This is a genomic window from Streptomyces mabaensis (assembly GCF_053763515.1).
The window spans coordinates 1-16,489 of sequence record NZ_JBSOPZ010000046.1 but is presented as its reverse complement, the minus strand read 5'-3'; the positions used below and the strand labels follow the sequence as shown (position 1 = coordinate 16,489).

Here is a 16,489-nt window from a genome sequence, read left to right as displayed (position 1 = left end):
CGTGACCGCCAAGGAACCCCCGCGCCGCCGGGTGCCCGGCCCCAGCGCGCGCTCACGCGGCGGGCAGCGCCCCGGGACCCGCCGGCCGCGCCCGGCGGCCGCGCCCCAGACACCGGGCGCGATCAAGCTCGCCAACCCCCGCCCCCGGCTCCGGCTGGTCAGCGTCGGGCTCACCCTGGTGATGCTGGCCTTCGTCGTACGGCTGCTCCAGGTGCAGGCCGTCGACGCCTCCACGTACGCCGCCAAGGCCGAGCGGAACCGATACGCCAGCCACAAGCTGACCGCCGAACGCGGCGAGATCACCGACCGCCGCGGGGTCGCGCTCGCCACGAGCGTGGACGCGTACGACATCACGGCCGACCCGTCGATGTTCACCCCGGAGTTCAGCAAGACCCCCGACGCGCCCGAGCAGGCCGCCGCGCTGCTTGCGCCGATCCTCGGCCAGGACGCGGAGGAGCTGGCCGCAAAACTGCGGACGCCGAAGACGAGGTACGTCGTCCTCGCCCGCCGCCAGACCCCGCAGACGTGGAACCAGATCAAGGACCTCAGGACCGTCTTCGAGGAGAAGGCGCGGGCCGACCGGGCCAAGGGAGGCCCCGGCGCCAACGCCATGGCGGGTGTCTTCCAGGAGCCGAGCAGCAAACGCGTCTATCCCAACGGGTCGTTGGCCGCCGGGATACTGGGCTGGGTCAACGCCGAGGGCAAGGGCGCGGGCGGCCTGGAGTCCAAGCTGAACAAGGAACTCGCCGGCAAGGACGGCGAGATCACCTACGCGCAGTCCGGCGGCCGCCGCGTCCCCACGGTGAGTGCCCGCGAGGAGCACGCGGTCCCCGGCTCGGACATCGAGCTGACCATCGACCGCGACATCCAGTGGGCCGCCCAGAACGCCATCTCGGAGCAGGTCGCCAAGTCCGCGGCCGACCGCGGCTACGTCATCGTCCAGGACACCCGCACCGGGGAGATCCTCGCCATGGCCAACGCCCCCGGCTTCGACCCCAACGACCTGTCCCAGGCCGACGCGGCGGCCATGGGCAACGCCGCGCTCCAGGACGTGTACGAGCCCGGCTCCACCAGCAAGGTCATGTCGATGGCAGCCGTGCTGGAGGAGAAGGCCGCGACGCCCGGCACCCATGTCACCGTTCCCAACCGGCTGCACCGCGGCGACCGGCTGTTCAAGGACGACATCGACCACCCCACCTGGTACCTGACACTCAACGGCGTACTCGCCAAGTCGAGCAACATCGGCACGATCCTGGCCACCGGACAGCTGGGCAAGACACAGTCGGCGGCCAACAAGGTCCTGTACTCCTATCTGAAGAAGTTCGGGATCGGATCGCCGACCGGCCTCGGCTACCCGGGCGAGTCGCGGGGCATCCTCGCCAAGCCCGAGGACTGGTCCACCTCGCAGCAGTACACGATCCCTTTCGGCCAGGGCCTGTCGATCAACGCGATGCAGGCGGCCTCCGTGTACTCGACCATCGCCAACGGCGGCGTACGGATCGAGCCCACCCTGGTGCGCGGCAGCAAGGGGCCCGACGGCAGCTTCACCCCGGCCGCCGAGCCGAAGAAGACCCGGGTGGTCAGCGAGAAGACGGCCAAGACCCTCGCCGCCATGCTCGAATCGGTCGTCGACGACCGGGAGGGCACCGGCACCAAGGCGAAGATTCCCGGCTACCGGGTCGGCGGCAAGACCGGAACGTCCAACCGCGTCGATCCGGCCACCGGCCGCTACAAGGGCTACACCGCGTCCTTCGCCGGCTTCGCCCCGGCCGACGCCCCGCGCGTCACGGTCTACTGCGCCATCCAGAACCCCACCAAGGGCAGCTACTTCGGCGGACAGATCTGCGGACCCATCTACAAGCAGGTCATGGAGTTCGCGCTGAAGACCCTCCAGATCCCACCGACCGGCACCGCCCCCGCGGGGCTGCCGGTGACCTTCAAAGCCGGCGAGTGACGCACGAGAGACGCACGAGTGATGCCCGGCTGACGCCCGCGTGACGCAAGGAACCACCAGTGACGACCATCACCCAGGACCCCGGCAACGACGGCCCCCGGGGCCCCTCACTTAGCGACCGGCCGGGTCCGCCCGGTACGCTCACCGCCGTGCCCCACGCTGATCAGTCCCCAACGCCCCAGAAGGAAGCCCCGGTGAACCACCCGGGAGCGCCTCGGCCCGCACAGGTCCGCCCGATCCCGCTCGGTGAGCTGGCCGGCCTGCTGGGCATCGAGAACCCTGGACCGGGGGAGGCCACCGGCATCACGCACGACTCGCGCGCGGTCCGCCCCGGTGACGTCTACGCGGCCCTGTCCGGAGCCCGCCTGCACGGCGCCGACTTCGCGGCGCAGGCCGCGGGCCTCGGAGCCGCCGCGATCCTCACGGACCCGGCCGGCGCGGAGCGCGCCGCCGCAACGTGCCTGCCGGTGCTCGTCGTCGACGACCCGCGCGGCCGGATGGGCGAACTCGCCGCCGAGATCTACGGACGGCCCGGACGCGACCTGCTCCAGATCGGCATCACCGGCACCTCCGGCAAGACCACCACGGCGTACCTCGTGGAGGGTGGCCTCAAGGCCGCCGGCGGGCTCACCGGTCTCATCGGTACGGTCGAGATGCGCATCGGCGACGAGCGCATCAAGTCCGAGCGCACCACCCCCGAGGCCACCGACCTCCAGGCCCTGTTCGCGGTCATGCGCGAGCGCGGGGTCCGGTCGGTCGCCATGGAGGTCTCCAGCCACGCCCTGGTGCTCGGCCGGGTCGACGGCTGCGTCTTCGACGTCGCGGTGTTCAACAACCTGAGCCCGGAGCACATGGAGTTCCACTCCGACATGGAGGACTACTTCCAGGCCAAGGCGCAGCTCTTCACCCCCGAGCGCAGCCGTGTCGCAGTGGTCAACTTCGACGACGAGTACGGCCGCAGGCTGGTCAAGGAGGCGACCGTGCCGGTCACCACCTTCTCCGCCGAGGGGCACCCGGACGCCGACTGGCGCGCCGAGGACGTCGAAGTCGGCCCGCGGGGCAGCACGTTCACCGCCCTCGGCCCGAACGGTGAGCGGATCAGCGCGTCCGCGCCGCTGCCGGGCCCGTTCAACGTCGCCAACACGCTCTCCGCGATCGTCACCCTCGCGGTCGCCGGAACGGACCCGCAGACCGCCGCCGACGGCGTCGCCGCCGTCTCCGGGGTGCCGGGCCGCCTGGAGCGCGTGGACGCCGGCCAGCCGTACCTCGCGGTCGTCGACTACGCGCACAAGACGGACGCCGTCGAATCGGTCCTGCGCTCGCTGCGCAAGGTGACCGAGGGCAAAGTGCACATCGTCCTCGGCTGCGGCGGAGACCGGGACAAGACCAAACGCGGCCCGATGGGCGCCGCCGCCGCGCGGCTCGCCGACACCGCCGTACTGACCTCGGACAACCCCCGCTCCGAGGACCCCCTCGCGATCCTGGCCGCGATGCTCGCGGGCGCCGCCGAGGTGCCGGTCCACGAACGCGGCGACGTCCTGGTCGACGCCGACCGTGCCGCCGCCATCGCCGCCGCCGTGGCCCGTGCGGAGCCCGGCGACACCGTGCTCGTCGCGGGCAAGGGACATGAGCAGGGCCAGGACATCCACGGGGTGGTACGCCCCTTCGACGACCGCCAGGTGCTGCGCGCCGCGATCCTCGCCCACCGTCACGAGAATCGTCACGAGAACAGTCGTCACGAGAACAGTCAGGGATGAAGCAGTGATCGCCCTCTCCCTCGCCGAGATCACCGAAATCGTCGGCGGGCAGTCGCACGACATACCGGACCCGCAGGTCCGGATCAGCGGCCCGGTCGTCATCGACTCCCGCCAGGTGGAGGCCGGCAGCCTCTTCGCCGCCTTCGCGGGCGAACAGGTCGACGGCCACGACTACGCGCGGCGCGCCGTCGAGTCGGGCGCGGCAGCCGTACTGGCCGCCCGTCCCGTCGGCGTCCCCGCCATCGTGGTCGAGGACGTCGAGGTGGCGCTCGGCGCGCTCGCGCGCGCCGTCGTCGAGCGCCTCGGCACCACCGTCGTCGCGCTCACCGGCTCCGCGGGCAAGACCAGCACCAAGGACCTCATCGCGCAGCTGCTCCAGCGCCACGGCCCGACCGTGTGGACGCCCGGCTCGCTCAACAACGAGATCGGTCTCCCGCTCACCGCGCTGCGCGCCACCGAGGACACCCAGCACCTCGTCCTGGAGATGGGCGCCCGCGGCATCGGCCACATCCGCTACCTCACCGGCCTGACCCCGCCGAAGATCGGCCTGGTGCTCAACGTCGGCACCGCGCACATCGGCGAGTTCGGCGGCCGGGAGCAGATCGCCGTGGCCAAGGGCGAACTGGTGGAGGAGCTGCCGGCGGACGGTCTCGCGGTGCTCAACGCCGACGACCAGCTGGTCCGCGCCATGGCATCCCGGACCAAGGCCCGCACGCTCTTCTTCGGAGAGGCCGAGGACGCCGACGTACGCGCCTCGAATGTCCGGCTCACGGCCCAGGGACAGCCGTCCTTCATGCTGCACACACCCACCGGGTGCGGTGACGTGACCTTGCGGCTGTACGGTGAGCACCACGTGTCGAACGCGCTCGCCGCGGCCGCCGTCGCCCATGAGCTGGGCATGTCCACCGAGGAGATCGCACGCGCGCTCTCCGAGGCGGGCACGCTGTCCCGCTGGCGGATGGAGGTCACCGAGCGTCCGGACGGCGTGACGATCGTCAACGACGCCTACAACGCGAACCCGGAGTCCATGCGGGCAGCGCTCCGCGCGCTGGCCGCCATGGGGGAGGCCGCCAAGGCCGAGGGGGGCCGTACCTGGGCGGTGCTCGGCGCGATGGCCGAGCTCGGTGACGAGTCGCTCGTCGAGCACGACGCGGTCGGACGGCTCGCCGTGAGGCTCAATGTGAGCAAGCTCGTGGCGGTCGGGGGCAGGGAAGCGTCCTGGCTGCAGCTGGGCGCATATAACGAGGGTTCGTGGGGTGAGGAGTCGGTGCACGTGTCCGACGCGCAGGCGGCCGTCGACCTGTTGCGCAGTGAACTGCGCAAGGGCGACGTCGTGCTGGTGAAGGCTTCCAGGTCGGTCGGTCTGGAGCGGGTCGCACTGGCGCTGCTCGACAGCGGTACCGAGGGCGAGGTCGCCGTCCGATGAGGCAGATCCTCTTCTCGGGAGTCATCGGGCTCTTCCTGACCCTGGTCGGTACCCCGCTGCTCATCAAGCTGCTCGCCCGCAAGGGCTACGGCCAGTTCATCCGGGACGACGGCCCGCGCAGCCACGGCAGCAAGAAGGGCACGCCCACGATGGGCGGTATCTCCTTCATCCTGGCCACGCTCATCGCGTACGCCCTGACGAAGGTGATCACCTCCAGTCAGCCGACGTACTCCGGGCTCCTCGTCCTCTTCCTGATGGCGGGCATGGGCCTGGTCGGCTTCCTCGACGACTACATCAAGATCGTCAAACAGCGGTCTCTCGGCCTGCGGGCCAAGGCGAAGATGGCCGGCCAGCTGATCGTCGGTATCGCCTTCGCGGTGCTGGCCCTGCAGTTCTCGGACATCCGCGGCAACACCCCGGCCTCCACCAAGCTGTCGTTCGTCACCGACTTCGGCTGGTCGATCGGCCCGGTGCTGTTCGTGGTGTGGGCGCTGTTCATGATCCTCGCGATGTCGAACGGCGTGAACCTCACCGACGGTCTCGACGGTCTGGCCACCGGCGCCTCCGTGATGGTCTTCGGCGCCTACACCTTCATCGGGGTCTGGCAGTTCCAGGAGTCCTGCGCCAACGCGCAGACCCTCACCAACCCCGAGGCGTGCTTCGAGGTCCGTGACCCGCTCGACCTCGCGATCGTCGCCTCCGCCCTGATGGGCGCCTGCTTCGGCTTCCTGTGGTGGAACACCTCGCCCGCCAAGATCTTCATGGGTGACACCGGCTCGCTCGCCCTCGGCGGCGCGCTGGCGGGTCTGGCCATCTGCTCCCGCACAGAGCTGCTGCTCGCCCTCCTCGGCGGCCTCTTCGTGATGATCACCATGTCGGTGGTCATCCAGGTCGGCTCCTTCAAGCTGACCGGGAAGCGCGTCTTCCGTATGGCGCCACTGCAGCACCACTTCGAACTCAAGGGGTGGTCCGAAGTCCTTGTGGTGGTCCGCTTCTGGATCATCCAGGGCATGTGCGTGATCGTCGGCCTCGGACTCTTCTACGCGGGCTGGGCGGCCCACAAGTGACCGGTCCGGCCTGGGCGGGCGTGAACGTCACCGTCGCCGGTCTCGGCGTGAGCGGCATCAGCGCCGCCCGCGCCCTGGCCGGCCTCGGCGCGGTCGTCACCGTCGTGGACGGCGGCGACAGCGATACGCACCGCACACGCGCCGCGGAGCTGACCGCCGAGGGGATCGCCGTACGCCTCGGTGACGCGGAGACGCTGCCGCCCGGCACCGCCCTGGTCGTCACCTCGCCCGGCTGGAAGCCCACGAGCCCGCTCTTCGCGGCCGCCGCCGAGGCGGGCGTGGACGTCGTCGGTGACGTCGAGATCGCCTGGCTGCTGCGCGGCCCGGACGCCGCGCCCTGGCTGGCGGTCACCGGCACCAACGGCAAGACGACCACGACCCAGATGCTCGCCTCGATCCTCTCGGCGGCCGGCCTGCGGACCGTCGCCGTCGGGAACATCGGCACCCCGATCATCGACGTGGTCCTGGGCGAGGGGAAGTACGACGTCCTGGCCGTCGAGCTCTCCAGCTACCAGCTGCACTGGGCCCCCTCGCTGCGCGCCCACTCCGCGGTCGTCCTCAACCTCGCCCCCGACCACCTCGACTGGCACGGCTCGATGGAGGCGTACGCCGCCGACAAGGGCCGGATCTACGAGGGCAACACGGTCGCCTGCGTCTACAACGTCGCCGACCCGGCCACCGAGGACCTGGTCCGAGCGGCGGACGTCGAGGAGGGCTGCCGCGCGATCGGCTTCACCCTCGGCGCCCCCGCTCCGTCCCAACTCGGCGTCGTGGACGGCATCCTCGTCGACCGGGCGTTCGTCGAGAACCGCCGGCAGCAGGCACAGGAGCTGGCCGAGGTCGCCGACGTGAATCCCCCCGCCCCGCACAACATCGCCAACGCGCTGGCCGCCGCCGCCCTCGCGCGGGCCTTCGGGGTCGCGCCCGCGGCCGTACGCGAGGGCCTGCGCACCTTCCGCCCCGACGCCCACCGCATCGAGCATGTCGCGGACGTCGGCGGGGTCGCGTACATCGACGACTCCAAGGCGACCAACACGCATGCCGCGGAGGCCTCCCTCGCCGCGTACGAGCCCATCGTCTGGATCGCCGGCGGCCTCGCCAAGGGCGCGACCTTCGACGAACTCGTCGCCAAGTCGGCCAAGCGGCTGCGCGGCGTCGTCCTGATCGGCGCCGACCGCGCCCTGATCCGCGAAGCCCTCACGCGACACGCCCCGGAAGTCCCGGTGGTCGACCTCGACCGGACCGACACTGGGGCGATGTCGGCGGCGGTCCGGGAGGCGGCACGGCTCGCCCGGCCCGGGGACACCGTACTGATGGCCCCGGCGTGTGCCTCGATGGACATGTTCGCCAACTACAACAAGCGCGGCGAGGCGTTCGCGGAAGCGGTACGCGAGCTGGCCGCCGAGAGCGCCTAGCCGGCCCGGCCCCCACGCGGTACTGCGGCTCCGCAAGTCGACTGACGTCAGGCGGCACCGGGCACGAGTGGAGGGGAACACCAAAGATGCCGGCCGACGACACCGCCGAGTCTCCCGGGTTCGCGCAGCGGCAGCGCACCGCCGCCGCCGCCGGACGCCCGTCCGCCCCGCCCAGGATCCAGGGACGGCGGCGGCCCGCGCCGTTGCCCGGTCCGCCGGGGCGCAACCCCCTGGAGCGGGTCCTGGGGCTGTTCCGGCAGGCGCAGCGGGCCTGGGACCGGCCGCTGACGGCGTACTACCTGATCCTCGGCAGCGCCCTGCTCATCACCGTGCTCGGCCTGGTGATGGTGTACTCCGCTTCGATGATCAAGGCGTTGCAGCTCTCGCTGCCCGCCTCGTACTTCTTCGGCAAGCAGTTCGTGGCAGCCCTGCTCGGCACCGGCCTGCTGCTGATGGCCTCGCGGATGCCGTCGAAGCTGCACCGCGCCCTGTCCTACCCGCTGCTCGCGGGGACGGTCTTCCTGATGATCCTGGTCCAGGTACCGGGGATAGGGCATTCCGTCAACGGAAACCAGAACTGGATCTATCTCGGCGGCCCGTTCCAGCTCCAGCCCAGCGAGTTCGGCAAGCTGGCCCTGATCCTCTGGGGCGCGGACCTGCTGGCCCGCAAGCACGACCGGCGGCTGCTGGGCCAGTGGAAGCACATGCTGGTGCCGCTCGTCCCGGTCGCCTTCCTGCTGCTCGGCCTGATCATGCTCGGCGGGGACATGGGTACGGCGATCATCCTCACCGCGATCCTGTTCGGCCTGCTGTGGATGGCCGGCGCCCCCACCCGGCTCTTCGCCGGGGTGCTCGGGGTCTCCGCCGTCCTCGGTCTGCTGCTGATCAAGACCAGCCCCCACCGGATGGACCGGCTCCAGTGCATCGGTGCCACCGAGCCGGGGAAGGGGGACGTGTGCTGGCAGGCGGTGCACGGAATCTATGCTCTTGCCTCGGGCGGATGGTTCGGATCCGGCCTGGGTGCAAGTGTGGAAAAATGGGGCCAACTACCCGAAGCGCACACCGACTTCATCTTCGCCATCACCGGGGAGGAACTGGGTCTGGCGGGGACGCTGTCGGTACTCGCCCTGTTCGCGGCTCTAGGCTATGCGGGTATCCGCGTGGCCGGACGCACGGAGGACCCCTTCGTGAGGTACGCCGCGGGAGGTGTGACCACCTGGATCACGGCCCAGGCCGTGGTCAACATGGGTGCGGTGCTCGGCCTGCTGCCGATCGCCGGTGTCCCGCTCCCGCTGTTCTCCTACGGAGGCTCCGCCCTGCTGCCGACCATGTTCGCCATCGGGCTGCTGATCGCGTTCGCGCGAGAGGAGCCCGCGGCGCGTGCGGCGCTTGCCATGAGACAGCCTGTCTTCGGCAAGAAGCGGGCCGGGGTGAGATGGAAGTCGATGAGGCGGCGCGTCAAGAGACGTCCGTCCGGAGAGCGGTGAATTTCGGTGCATGTCGTACTCGCCGGTGGGGGGACCGCCGGCCACATCGAGCCGGCGCTCGCCCTCGCGGACGCCCTGCGGAGGCAGGACCCGACCGTGGGCATCACAGCCCTCGGCACGGAGCGCGGTCTGGAGACCCGTCTCGTGCCCGAGCGTGGTTACGAGCTGGGGCTGATCCCCGCCGTACCGCTGCCCCGTAAGCCCACGCCGGAGCTGATCACCGTCCCCGGGCGGCTGCGCGGGACCATCAAGGCGGCGGAGCAGATCCTGGAGCGCACCAAGGCCGACTGCGTGGTCGGCTTCGGCGGCTATGTGGCGCTGCCCGGTTATCTCGCGGCCAAGCGGCTCGGGGTGCCGATCATCGTCCACGAGGCCAACGCCCGCCCCGGACTGGCCAACAAGATCGGCTCGCGCTACGCGGCCGGCGTCGCCGTCTCCACCCCGGACAGCAAGTTGCGCGGCGCCCGCTACATCGGCATCCCGCTGCGCCGCACCATCGCCACCCTCGACCGGGCCCGGGTCCGCCCCGAGGCGCGCGCGGCCTTCGGGCTCGACCCCAACCTGCCGACCCTGCTGGTCTCCGGCGGCTCGCAGGGCGCCCGCCGCCTCAACGAGGTGGTCCAGCAGATCGCTCCGGTGCTCCAGCGCTCCGGAATCCAGATCCTGCACGCGGTCGGCCCCAAGAACGAACTGCCGCGCGTGGACAACATGCCCGGAATGCCGCCGTACATCCCGGTACCGTACGTGGACCGGATGGACCTCGCGTACGCCGCGGCCGACATGATGCTCTGCCGCGCGGGCGCGATGACCGTCGCCGAACTCTCCGCCGTCGGGCTCCCCGCCGCGTACGTCCCGCTGCCGATCGGCAACGGCGAACAGCGGCTCAACGCCCAGCCGGTGGTCAAGGCCGGCGGTGGTCTGCTCGTCGACGACGCGGAGCTCACCCCCGAGTGGGTCCAGGCCAACGTACTGCCGGTACTGGCCGATCCGCACCGGCTGTACGAGATGTCCCGCGCAGCCGCCGAGTTCGGCCGCCGGGATGCCGATGATCTGCTTGTCGGAATGGTCTACGAGGCGATTGCCGCACGAAGGAACCGCTGAGCGCCCAGCACGGGCCTCATACGCAGGAGGCGACAGGGAGCGTGGCCGGAGCGACGACCGCACAGCGCGGTGAACGACAAGCGGCGGGGCGGCCGGGCCCGTCCCGCCGCCCGGACCGGCCCCGCCGCCGGCTCGGGTTCCGCGGCCGGCGGCTGCTGGTCCTGGCGGCCCTCACCGCCGTCTTCGGCGGGACCGGCGGCACCTGGCTGCTCTACGGCTCGACTTGGCTGCGCGTCGAGCGGGTGAGCGCGTCGGGCACCGAAGTTCTGACGCGTGACGAGGTGCGTGAGGCGGCCGACGTCCCCCTCGGCGCCCCGCTCATCGCCGTCGACACCGACGCCATCGAGCGCCGGTTGCGCAACCGGCTGCCCCGGATCGACTCGGTCGACGTGGTGCGTGCGTGGCCGCACGGAATCGGTCTGAGAGTGGTCGAGCGAAAGCCCGTCCTGCTCATCGAAAAGGGCTCAAAGTTCATCGAAGTGGACGCCAAGGGTGTGCGTTTCGCCACGGTCCCGAACGCCCCGAAAGGCATCCCGCTGCTCGAATTGACGGCGGATCAGTCGCCGAGCCTGCGCCGCTTCGGCACCGGCCGGCTGGTCCGCGAAGCGGTACGGGTCACGGGCGCACTCCCCGGCGAGATCGCCGAGGATCTCCGGGCCGTCAAGGTGCGTTCGTACGACGCCATCTCGCTGGAGCTGCGCGGCGACCGCGTGGTCGTGTGGGGGAGCGGCGAGCGGAGCGAGGCCAAGGCGCGGGCCCTCACGGCACTCATGAAAGCAGCTCCCAAGGCCGGGCACTTCGATGTGAGTACCCCCACCGCACCGGCAGTGTCGGGGAGTTGACGCACATACGACCTGGCCAGCACCCTGGTTGGCCACCGATATGGGTGATCACATAGGGTGAAAAGAAAAACGGGAGGTTCGGCGTGTTCGTTGAACGTGCGCCACTTGTCGACTTAGTGTCCTGTTCGGAAGAGTCAAGGGAACGGACACACTGGTAACCCTAAACTTCAGCGTTAGGGTTCGGGTCGGTCGGCAGACGGGTTGGTCGGGCCGCCCCATTTCGGCATCAGTCGTCGCGGCGCGGCCCGCGAAGCGGCGACACGTAACTCGAGGCGAGAGGCCTTCGACGTGGCAGCACCGCAGAACTACCTCGCAGTCATCAAGGTCATCGGTGTCGGCGGCGGTGGTGTCAATGCCATCAACCGAATGATCGAGGTCGGTCTCAAGGGCGTCGAGTTCATCGCGATCAACACTGACGCGCAAGCCCTGTTGATGAGCGACGCCGACGTCAAGCTCGACGTTGGCCGTGAACTCACCCGGGGCCTCGGCGCCGGAGCGAACCCGGCAGTCGGCCGTAAGGCGGCAGAGGACCACCGCGAGGAGATCGAGGAGGTCCTCAAGGGGGCCGACATGGTCTTCGTCACCGCCGGCGAAGGCGGCGGCACCGGCACCGGCGGCGCACCCGTCGTCGCCAACATCGCGCGCTCGCTGGGCGCCCTGACCATCGGTGTGGTCACCCGGCCGTTCACCTTCGAGGGCCGCCGCCGCGCCAACCAGGCGGAGGACGGCATCGCCGAGCTCCGCGAAGAGGTCGACACCCTCATCGTCATCCCCAACGACCGGCTGCTGTCCATCTCGGACCGCCAGGTCAGCGTGCTGGACGCGTTCAAGTCCGCCGACCAGGTACTGCTTTCCGGCGTCCAGGGGATCACCGACCTCATCACCACCCCGGGCCTGATCAACCTCGACTTCGCCGACGTCAAGTCCGTGATGTCGGAGGCCGGTTCGGCCCTCATGGGCATCGGCTCGGCCCGCGGCGACGACCGCGCGGTGGCCGCCGCCGAGATGGCCATCTCCTCCCCGCTGCTGGAGGCGTCCATCGACGGCGCCCGCGGTGTGCTGCTCTCCATCTCCGGCGGTTCGGACCTCGGTCTCTTCGAGATCAACGAGGCCGCCCAGCTGGTGAGCGAGGCCGCACACCCCGAGGCCAACATCATCTTCGGCGCGGTCATCGACGACGCCCTCGGCGACGAGGTGCGGGTCACCGTCATCGCGGCCGGGTTCGACGGCGGCCAGCCGCCGGCCCGCCGGGAGAACGTGATCGGCTCCGCCTCCGCCAAGCGCGAGGAGCCCGCGCCGCCGGCCAGGGCGGCCGAGCCGGGCCGCCCGTCGTTCGGCGGGCTCGGCAGTGTCACCCCGCGCGAGGACGTCCAGGCACCGGTCGAGCCGGCCCCGGTGAACGAGGTCCCGGCCGCGCCGCCGGCCCCGCCGCAGGTTCCGACCGCCCGCCCGTACCAGGACAGCCAGGCCGAAGAGCTGGATGTCCCGGACTTCCTGAAGTGACCGTGCGGCACGACCCGGTGATATCTGTGAGCGGCGCGCACTTCGCCTTCACCGACAGGTGGGGCGGGGTGAGCGCCGCTCCGTACGAGGAGCTCAACCTCGGCGGAGCGGTCGGCGACGCCCCGGAGGCAGTACTGACCAACCGGGCGCTGGCGGCGAAGTCCCTCGGCCTCGACCCGGGCGCCGTCGTCTGGATGAACCAGGTGCACGGCAACGATGTCGCCGAGGTCGAAGGACCGTGGGGGACCGGACAGATCCCGCCGGTGGACGCAGTGGTCACCGCCCGGCGCGGACTCGCCCTCGCCGTACTGACCGCGGACTGCACGCCGGTTCTGCTCGCCGACCCGGTCGCGGGAGTGGCCGCCGCGGCGCATGCGGGACGCCCCGGACTCGTCGCGGGAATCGTGCCGGCGACGGTCGAGGCCATGCTTTCTCTGGGGGCCGAACCGGAGCGGATCACCGCCCGGACGGGGCCGGCGGTCTGCGGACGCTGCTACGAGGTCCCCGAAGCGATGCGGGCCGACGTTGCCGGCGCCGTACCGGAAGCCTGGTCGGAGACGAGCTGGGGAACGCCGGCCGTCGACGTCACCGCCGGGGTGCACGCCCAGCTCGAAGCGCTGGGGGTGCGGGACCGGCAGCGGTCCCCGGTCTGCACCCTGGAATCCCGCGACCACTTCTCGTACCGCCGCGACCGGACCACCGGGCGGCTCGCCGGATATGTCTGGTTGGACCGATAACACATGACGGACCGCAGGACTCAACTCGCTTCGAATCTGGCGCAGGTGGAGGAACGTATCGCCTCCGCCTGTGCGGCCGCCGGGCGCAAGCGGACGGAAGTGACCCTGATCGTGGTCACCAAGACCTACCCCGCGAGCGATGTACGGCTGCTCGCGGAGCTGGGCGTCCGTCATGTCGCCGAGAACCGCGACCAGGACGCCGCCCCCAAGGCAGCCGCGTGCGCGGACCTGCCGCTCGACTGGCACTTCGTCGGACAACTTCAGACGAACAAGGTCCGTTCCGTGGCGAGTTATGCCGATGTGGTGCAGTCCATCGACCGGCCGAAGCTCGTTTCCGCTCTCTCTGCCGCGGCGGTGCGGGCGGAGCGTGCGATCGGCTGCCTGATCCAGGTCGCACTCGACGCGGAGTCGGGTGAGCGAGGGGACCGGGGCGGTGTGGCGCCGGACGGAATTGGGGAGTTGGCGGCTTTCGTGGCGGAATCGCCCGGACTGCGGCTGGACGGTCTGATGACGGTCGCGCCGCTCGCCGGTCCGTACGCGGGACGCGAACAAGCAGCATTCGAGCGGCTGATGGAATTCTCATCCCGCCTGCGCGCGGACCATCCGGCTGCGAACATGGTGTCAGCTGGGATGAGTGCGGACCTCGAACAGGCCGTGGCCGCCGGGGCGACACATGTACGCGTCGGTACTGCGGTACTCGGAGTCCGACCCCGGCTCCGGTAACGTCGCCAAGAAGTCGGACCACAGCAGAAAATATGGTCATTTCCGCCAATAGGCGGTCAGACCCAGTGGATCGCGGGCGCTTGGCGGCGAGGCGGATCCACCACAGAGCGGAGGACTCAGAGAATGGCCGGCGCGATGCGCAAGATGGCGGTCTACCTCGGCCTCGTGGAGGACGATGGGTACGACGGCCCGGGGTTCGACCCCGATGACGAGTTCGAGCCCGAGCCGGAACCGGAGCGGGACCGCCGGCGGCATCAGCCTTCGCATCAGCAGGTGCAGGACGAACCCGTACGAGTCGTACATCCTCCCGCGCAGCGCGAGCCCGTTGCGCTCCCCGCTGAAAGTGGACGTCCGGCACGAATCGCCCCCGTGGCATCCATCACACCTGAACGCTCGAACCTGGAGAAGAACGCACCGGTGATCATGCCCAAGGTTGTGTCCGAGCGGGAGCCGTACCGCATCACCACACTGCACCCCCGGACCTACAACGAGGCCCGTACCATCGGGGAACACTTCCGTGAGGGCACCCCGGTGATCATGAATCTCACCGAGATGGACGACACCGATGCGAAGCGACTTGTCGACTTTGCCGCGGGACTCGTCTTCGGTCTGCATGGCAGCATTGAACGAGTGACGCAGAAGGTGTTCCTGTTGTCGCCTGCTAACGTCGATGTCACGGCGGAGGACAAGGCCCGCATCGCTGAGGGCGGATTCTTCAACCAGAGCTGAGACACGACACCGGGAACGAACCCGGCCGCGAGGCCGGAAACGCGAGAGCCAGGGGAGAGGGAAGCGCGAGATGGGCGTGGCACTACAGGTGGTCTACATCGCGCTGATGTGCTTCCTCATCGTGCTGATCTTCCGGCTGGTCATGGACTACGTCTTCCAGTTCGCCCGGTCATGGGAACCTGGCAAGGCGATGGTGGTCGTTCTGGAGGCCACCTACACTGTCACCGATCCACCGCTCAAGCTTTTGCGGCGGTTCATTCCGCCGCTGCGTCTCGGGGGCGTGGCACTCGACCTGTCCTTCTTCGTTCTGATGATCATTGTCTACATCCTGATCAGTCTCGTGGGCAGCTTCGCGAGGTGAGTGTGGACGATACGGTCTTGCCGACTGCCGACGACTACGTAGAGGTGAAGAAGAGATGCCGCTGACCCCCGAGGACGTGCGGAACAAGCAGTTCACGACCGTCCGCCTCCGAGAAGGCTATGACGAGGACGAGGTCGATGCCTTCCTCGACGAGGTCGAAGCCGAACTGACCCGCCTGCTCCGTGAGAACGAGGACCTGCGCGCCAAGCTGGCCGCCGCGACGCGTGCCGCCGCGCAGAACCAGCAGCAGCAGGGCATGCGCAAGCCGCCGGAGCCGCAGGACGGCCGTGGTCCCGGTGCGCCCGTGCCCGCCGCCATATCTGGACCGCCGGTCCAGCAGCAGCCCCCGCAGATGGGTCCGCCCCAGCTGCCCGGTGGCGCGCCCCAGCTTCCCGCCGGCCCCGGCGGACACGGCCCGCAGGGCCAGCACGGTCCCGGCCCCATGGGCCAGGGTCCGATGGGCGGCCCCATGGGGCAGCCGATGGGCGGTCCCATGGGCCAGCAGATGGGCGGCCCCATGGGCGGCCACGGCCCGCAGCTGCCGCAGCCCGGCCAGGGCCCCGGCGGCGACAGCGCCGCGCGTGTGCTCTCGCTGGCGCAGCAGACCGCCGACCAGGCGATCGCGGAGGCCCGTTCCGAGGCCAACAAGATCGTCGGCGAGGCGCGCAGCCGCGCCGAGGGCCTGGAGCGGGATGCCCGTGCCAAGGCCGACGCGCTGGAGCGGGACGCGCAGGAGAAGCACCGCGTCGCGATGGGCTCGCTGGAGTCCGCGCGCGCGACGCTTGAGCGCAAGGTCGAGGACCTGCGTGGCTTCGAGCGCGAGTACCGGACCCGTCTGAAGTCCTACCTGGAGAGCCAGCTGCGTCAGCTGGAGACCCAGGCGGACGACTCGCTGGCCCCGCCGCGTACGCCGGCGACCGCGTCGCTGCCGCCGTCCCCCTCGATGAGCGGCTCGATGGCTCCGGCCGGTGCGGGTGCGATGGGTCACACGATGGGTGGCAACCCGTCGATGGGCGGCCCCTCCATGGGCCACGGCCCGTCCGGTGCGCAGTCGTACGGCGGCCAGCAGCAGATGTCGCCCGCGATGACGCAGCCGATGGCGCCGGTGCGGCCGCAGGCGCCGCAGCCGATGCAGCAGGCTCCGTCGCCGATGCGCGGCTTCCTCATCGACGAGGACGACAACTGACGGCCCCGCGCTGAGCGCGTAGCCGTCGGCAGTCAAAGGGCCGGGCCCCGGGATCTCCCGGGGCCCGGCCCTTTGCCGTACCCCCCGCCCCGTGCGGCGAGGGCCCGTCGCTCGGCGCGGAACGCAGCGGGGGGGGGGGGGGGGGGGGGGGGGGGGGGGGGGGGGGGGGGGGGGGGGGGGGGGGGGGGGGGGGGGGGGGGG

The 16,489-nt window shown here is 70.6% G+C and carries 14 protein-coding genes; all 14 read left to right on the top strand.

The annotated features are described in order from the left end of the window. Nucleotide 1: 1 nt before the first annotated feature. Nucleotides 2–1,954 (top strand): peptidoglycan D,D-transpeptidase FtsI family protein, encoded by a 1,953-nt coding sequence (locus ACWV17_RS30150; RefSeq protein ID WP_455362161.1) that lies wholly within the window; start codon nt 2–4, stop codon nt 1,952–1,954. Nucleotides 1,955–2,013: 59 nt separating this feature from the next. Beyond that, nucleotides 2,014–3,711 carry a UDP-N-acetylmuramoyl-L-alanyl-D-glutamate--2,6-diaminopimelate ligase gene (locus ACWV17_RS30145; protein WP_455362160.1) on the top strand — a complete coding sequence of 566 codons (1,698 nt, stop codon included), beginning with the start codon at nt 2,014–2,016 and terminating at the stop codon, nt 3,709–3,711. Between the two features lie 4 nt (nt 3,712–3,715). Then, the gene (locus tag ACWV17_RS30140; protein ID WP_455357200.1) at nt 3,716–5,137 is read left to right on the top strand and encodes a UDP-N-acetylmuramoyl-tripeptide--D-alanyl-D-alanine ligase; all 1,422 of its coding nucleotides are present in this window, start codon (nt 3,716–3,718) and stop codon (nt 5,135–5,137) included. Continuing rightward, the gene (gene mraY / locus ACWV17_RS30135; RefSeq protein WP_455357201.1) at nt 5,134–6,204 is read left to right on the top strand and encodes a phospho-N-acetylmuramoyl-pentapeptide-transferase; all 1,071 of its coding nucleotides are present in this window, start codon (nt 5,134–5,136) and stop codon (nt 6,202–6,204) included. Before ACWV17_RS30140 ends, mraY begins: the two co-directional genes overlap by 4 nt. After that, nucleotides 6,201–7,619 carry a UDP-N-acetylmuramoyl-L-alanine--D-glutamate ligase gene (gene murD / locus ACWV17_RS30130; RefSeq protein ID WP_455362159.1) on the top strand — a complete coding sequence of 473 codons (1,419 nt, stop codon included), beginning with the start codon at nt 6,201–6,203 and terminating at the stop codon, nt 7,617–7,619. The genes mraY and murD overlap by 4 nt, the downstream gene beginning before the upstream one ends. An 86-nt stretch (nt 7,620–7,705) precedes the next feature. Beyond that, nucleotides 7,706–9,106, top strand: coding sequence for a putative lipid II flippase FtsW (gene ftsW, locus ACWV17_RS30125; protein WP_455362158.1), 1,401 nt, complete (start codon nt 7,706–7,708; stop codon nt 9,104–9,106). 6 nt (nt 9,107–9,112) lie between these two features. Continuing rightward, nucleotides 9,113–10,207, top strand: coding sequence for an undecaprenyldiphospho-muramoylpentapeptide beta-N-acetylglucosaminyltransferase (gene murG, locus ACWV17_RS30120; RefSeq protein WP_455357203.1), 1,095 nt, complete (start codon nt 9,113–9,115; stop codon nt 10,205–10,207). Between the two features lie 41 nt (nt 10,208–10,248). Continuing rightward, nucleotides 10,249–11,049, top strand: coding sequence for a cell division protein FtsQ/DivIB (locus ACWV17_RS30115; protein WP_455357204.1), 801 nt, complete (start codon nt 10,249–10,251; stop codon nt 11,047–11,049). 288 nt (nt 11,050–11,337) lie between these two features. Then, on the top strand, nt 11,338–12,552 hold the full coding sequence (gene ftsZ, locus ACWV17_RS30110; protein ID WP_455357205.1) for a cell division protein FtsZ: 1,215 nt from the start codon (nt 11,338–11,340) through the stop codon (nt 12,550–12,552). Nucleotides 12,553–12,578: 26 nt separating this feature from the next. Further along, nucleotides 12,579–13,289 carry a peptidoglycan editing factor PgeF gene (pgeF, locus tag ACWV17_RS30105; RefSeq protein ID WP_455362157.1) on the top strand — a complete coding sequence of 237 codons (711 nt, stop codon included), beginning with the start codon at nt 12,579–12,581 and terminating at the stop codon, nt 13,287–13,289. Nucleotides 13,290–13,292: 3 nt separating this feature from the next. Continuing rightward, complete coding sequence (locus ACWV17_RS30100) at nt 13,293–14,012, top strand: YggS family pyridoxal phosphate-dependent enzyme (protein ID WP_455357206.1); 720 nt, start codon at nt 13,293–13,295, stop codon at nt 14,010–14,012. Between the two features lie 123 nt (nt 14,013–14,135). Continuing rightward, complete coding sequence (locus ACWV17_RS30095; RefSeq protein ID WP_455362156.1) at nt 14,136–14,741, top strand: cell division protein SepF; 606 nt, start codon at nt 14,136–14,138, stop codon at nt 14,739–14,741. A 70-nt stretch (nt 14,742–14,811) separates the two neighbouring features. Beyond that, the gene (locus ACWV17_RS30090) at nt 14,812–15,102 is read left to right on the top strand and encodes a YggT family protein (RefSeq protein WP_455357208.1); all 291 of its coding nucleotides are present in this window, start codon (nt 14,812–14,814) and stop codon (nt 15,100–15,102) included. Nucleotides 15,103–15,157: 55 nt separating this feature from the next. Beyond that, a complete protein-coding gene (locus ACWV17_RS30085) occupies nt 15,158–16,288 on the top strand; it encodes a DivIVA domain-containing protein (protein WP_455357209.1) in 1,131 nt (376 codons plus the stop codon). Nucleotides 16,289–16,489: the final 201 nt, after the last annotated feature.

What these genes read in the sequence shown, in the direction of transcription:
- ACWV17_RS30085 (WP_455357209.1), top strand. Translation starts at nt 15,158, where the DNA reads ATGCCGCTGACCCCCGAGGACGTGCGGAACAAGCAGTTCACGACCGTC.
- ACWV17_RS30100 (WP_455357206.1), top strand. Translation starts at nt 13,293, where the DNA reads ATGACGGACCGCAGGACTCAACTCGCTTCGAATCTGGCGCAGGTGGAG.
- ACWV17_RS30090 (WP_455357208.1), top strand. Translation starts at nt 14,812, where the DNA reads ATGGGCGTGGCACTACAGGTGGTCTACATCGCGCTGATGTGCTTCCTC.
- ACWV17_RS30095 (WP_455362156.1), top strand. Translation starts at nt 14,136, where the DNA reads ATGGCCGGCGCGATGCGCAAGATGGCGGTCTACCTCGGCCTCGTGGAG.
- mraY (WP_455357201.1), top strand. Translation starts at nt 5,134, where the DNA reads ATGAGGCAGATCCTCTTCTCGGGAGTCATCGGGCTCTTCCTGACCCTG.
- ftsW (WP_455362158.1), top strand. Translation starts at nt 7,706, where the DNA reads ATGCCGGCCGACGACACCGCCGAGTCTCCCGGGTTCGCGCAGCGGCAG.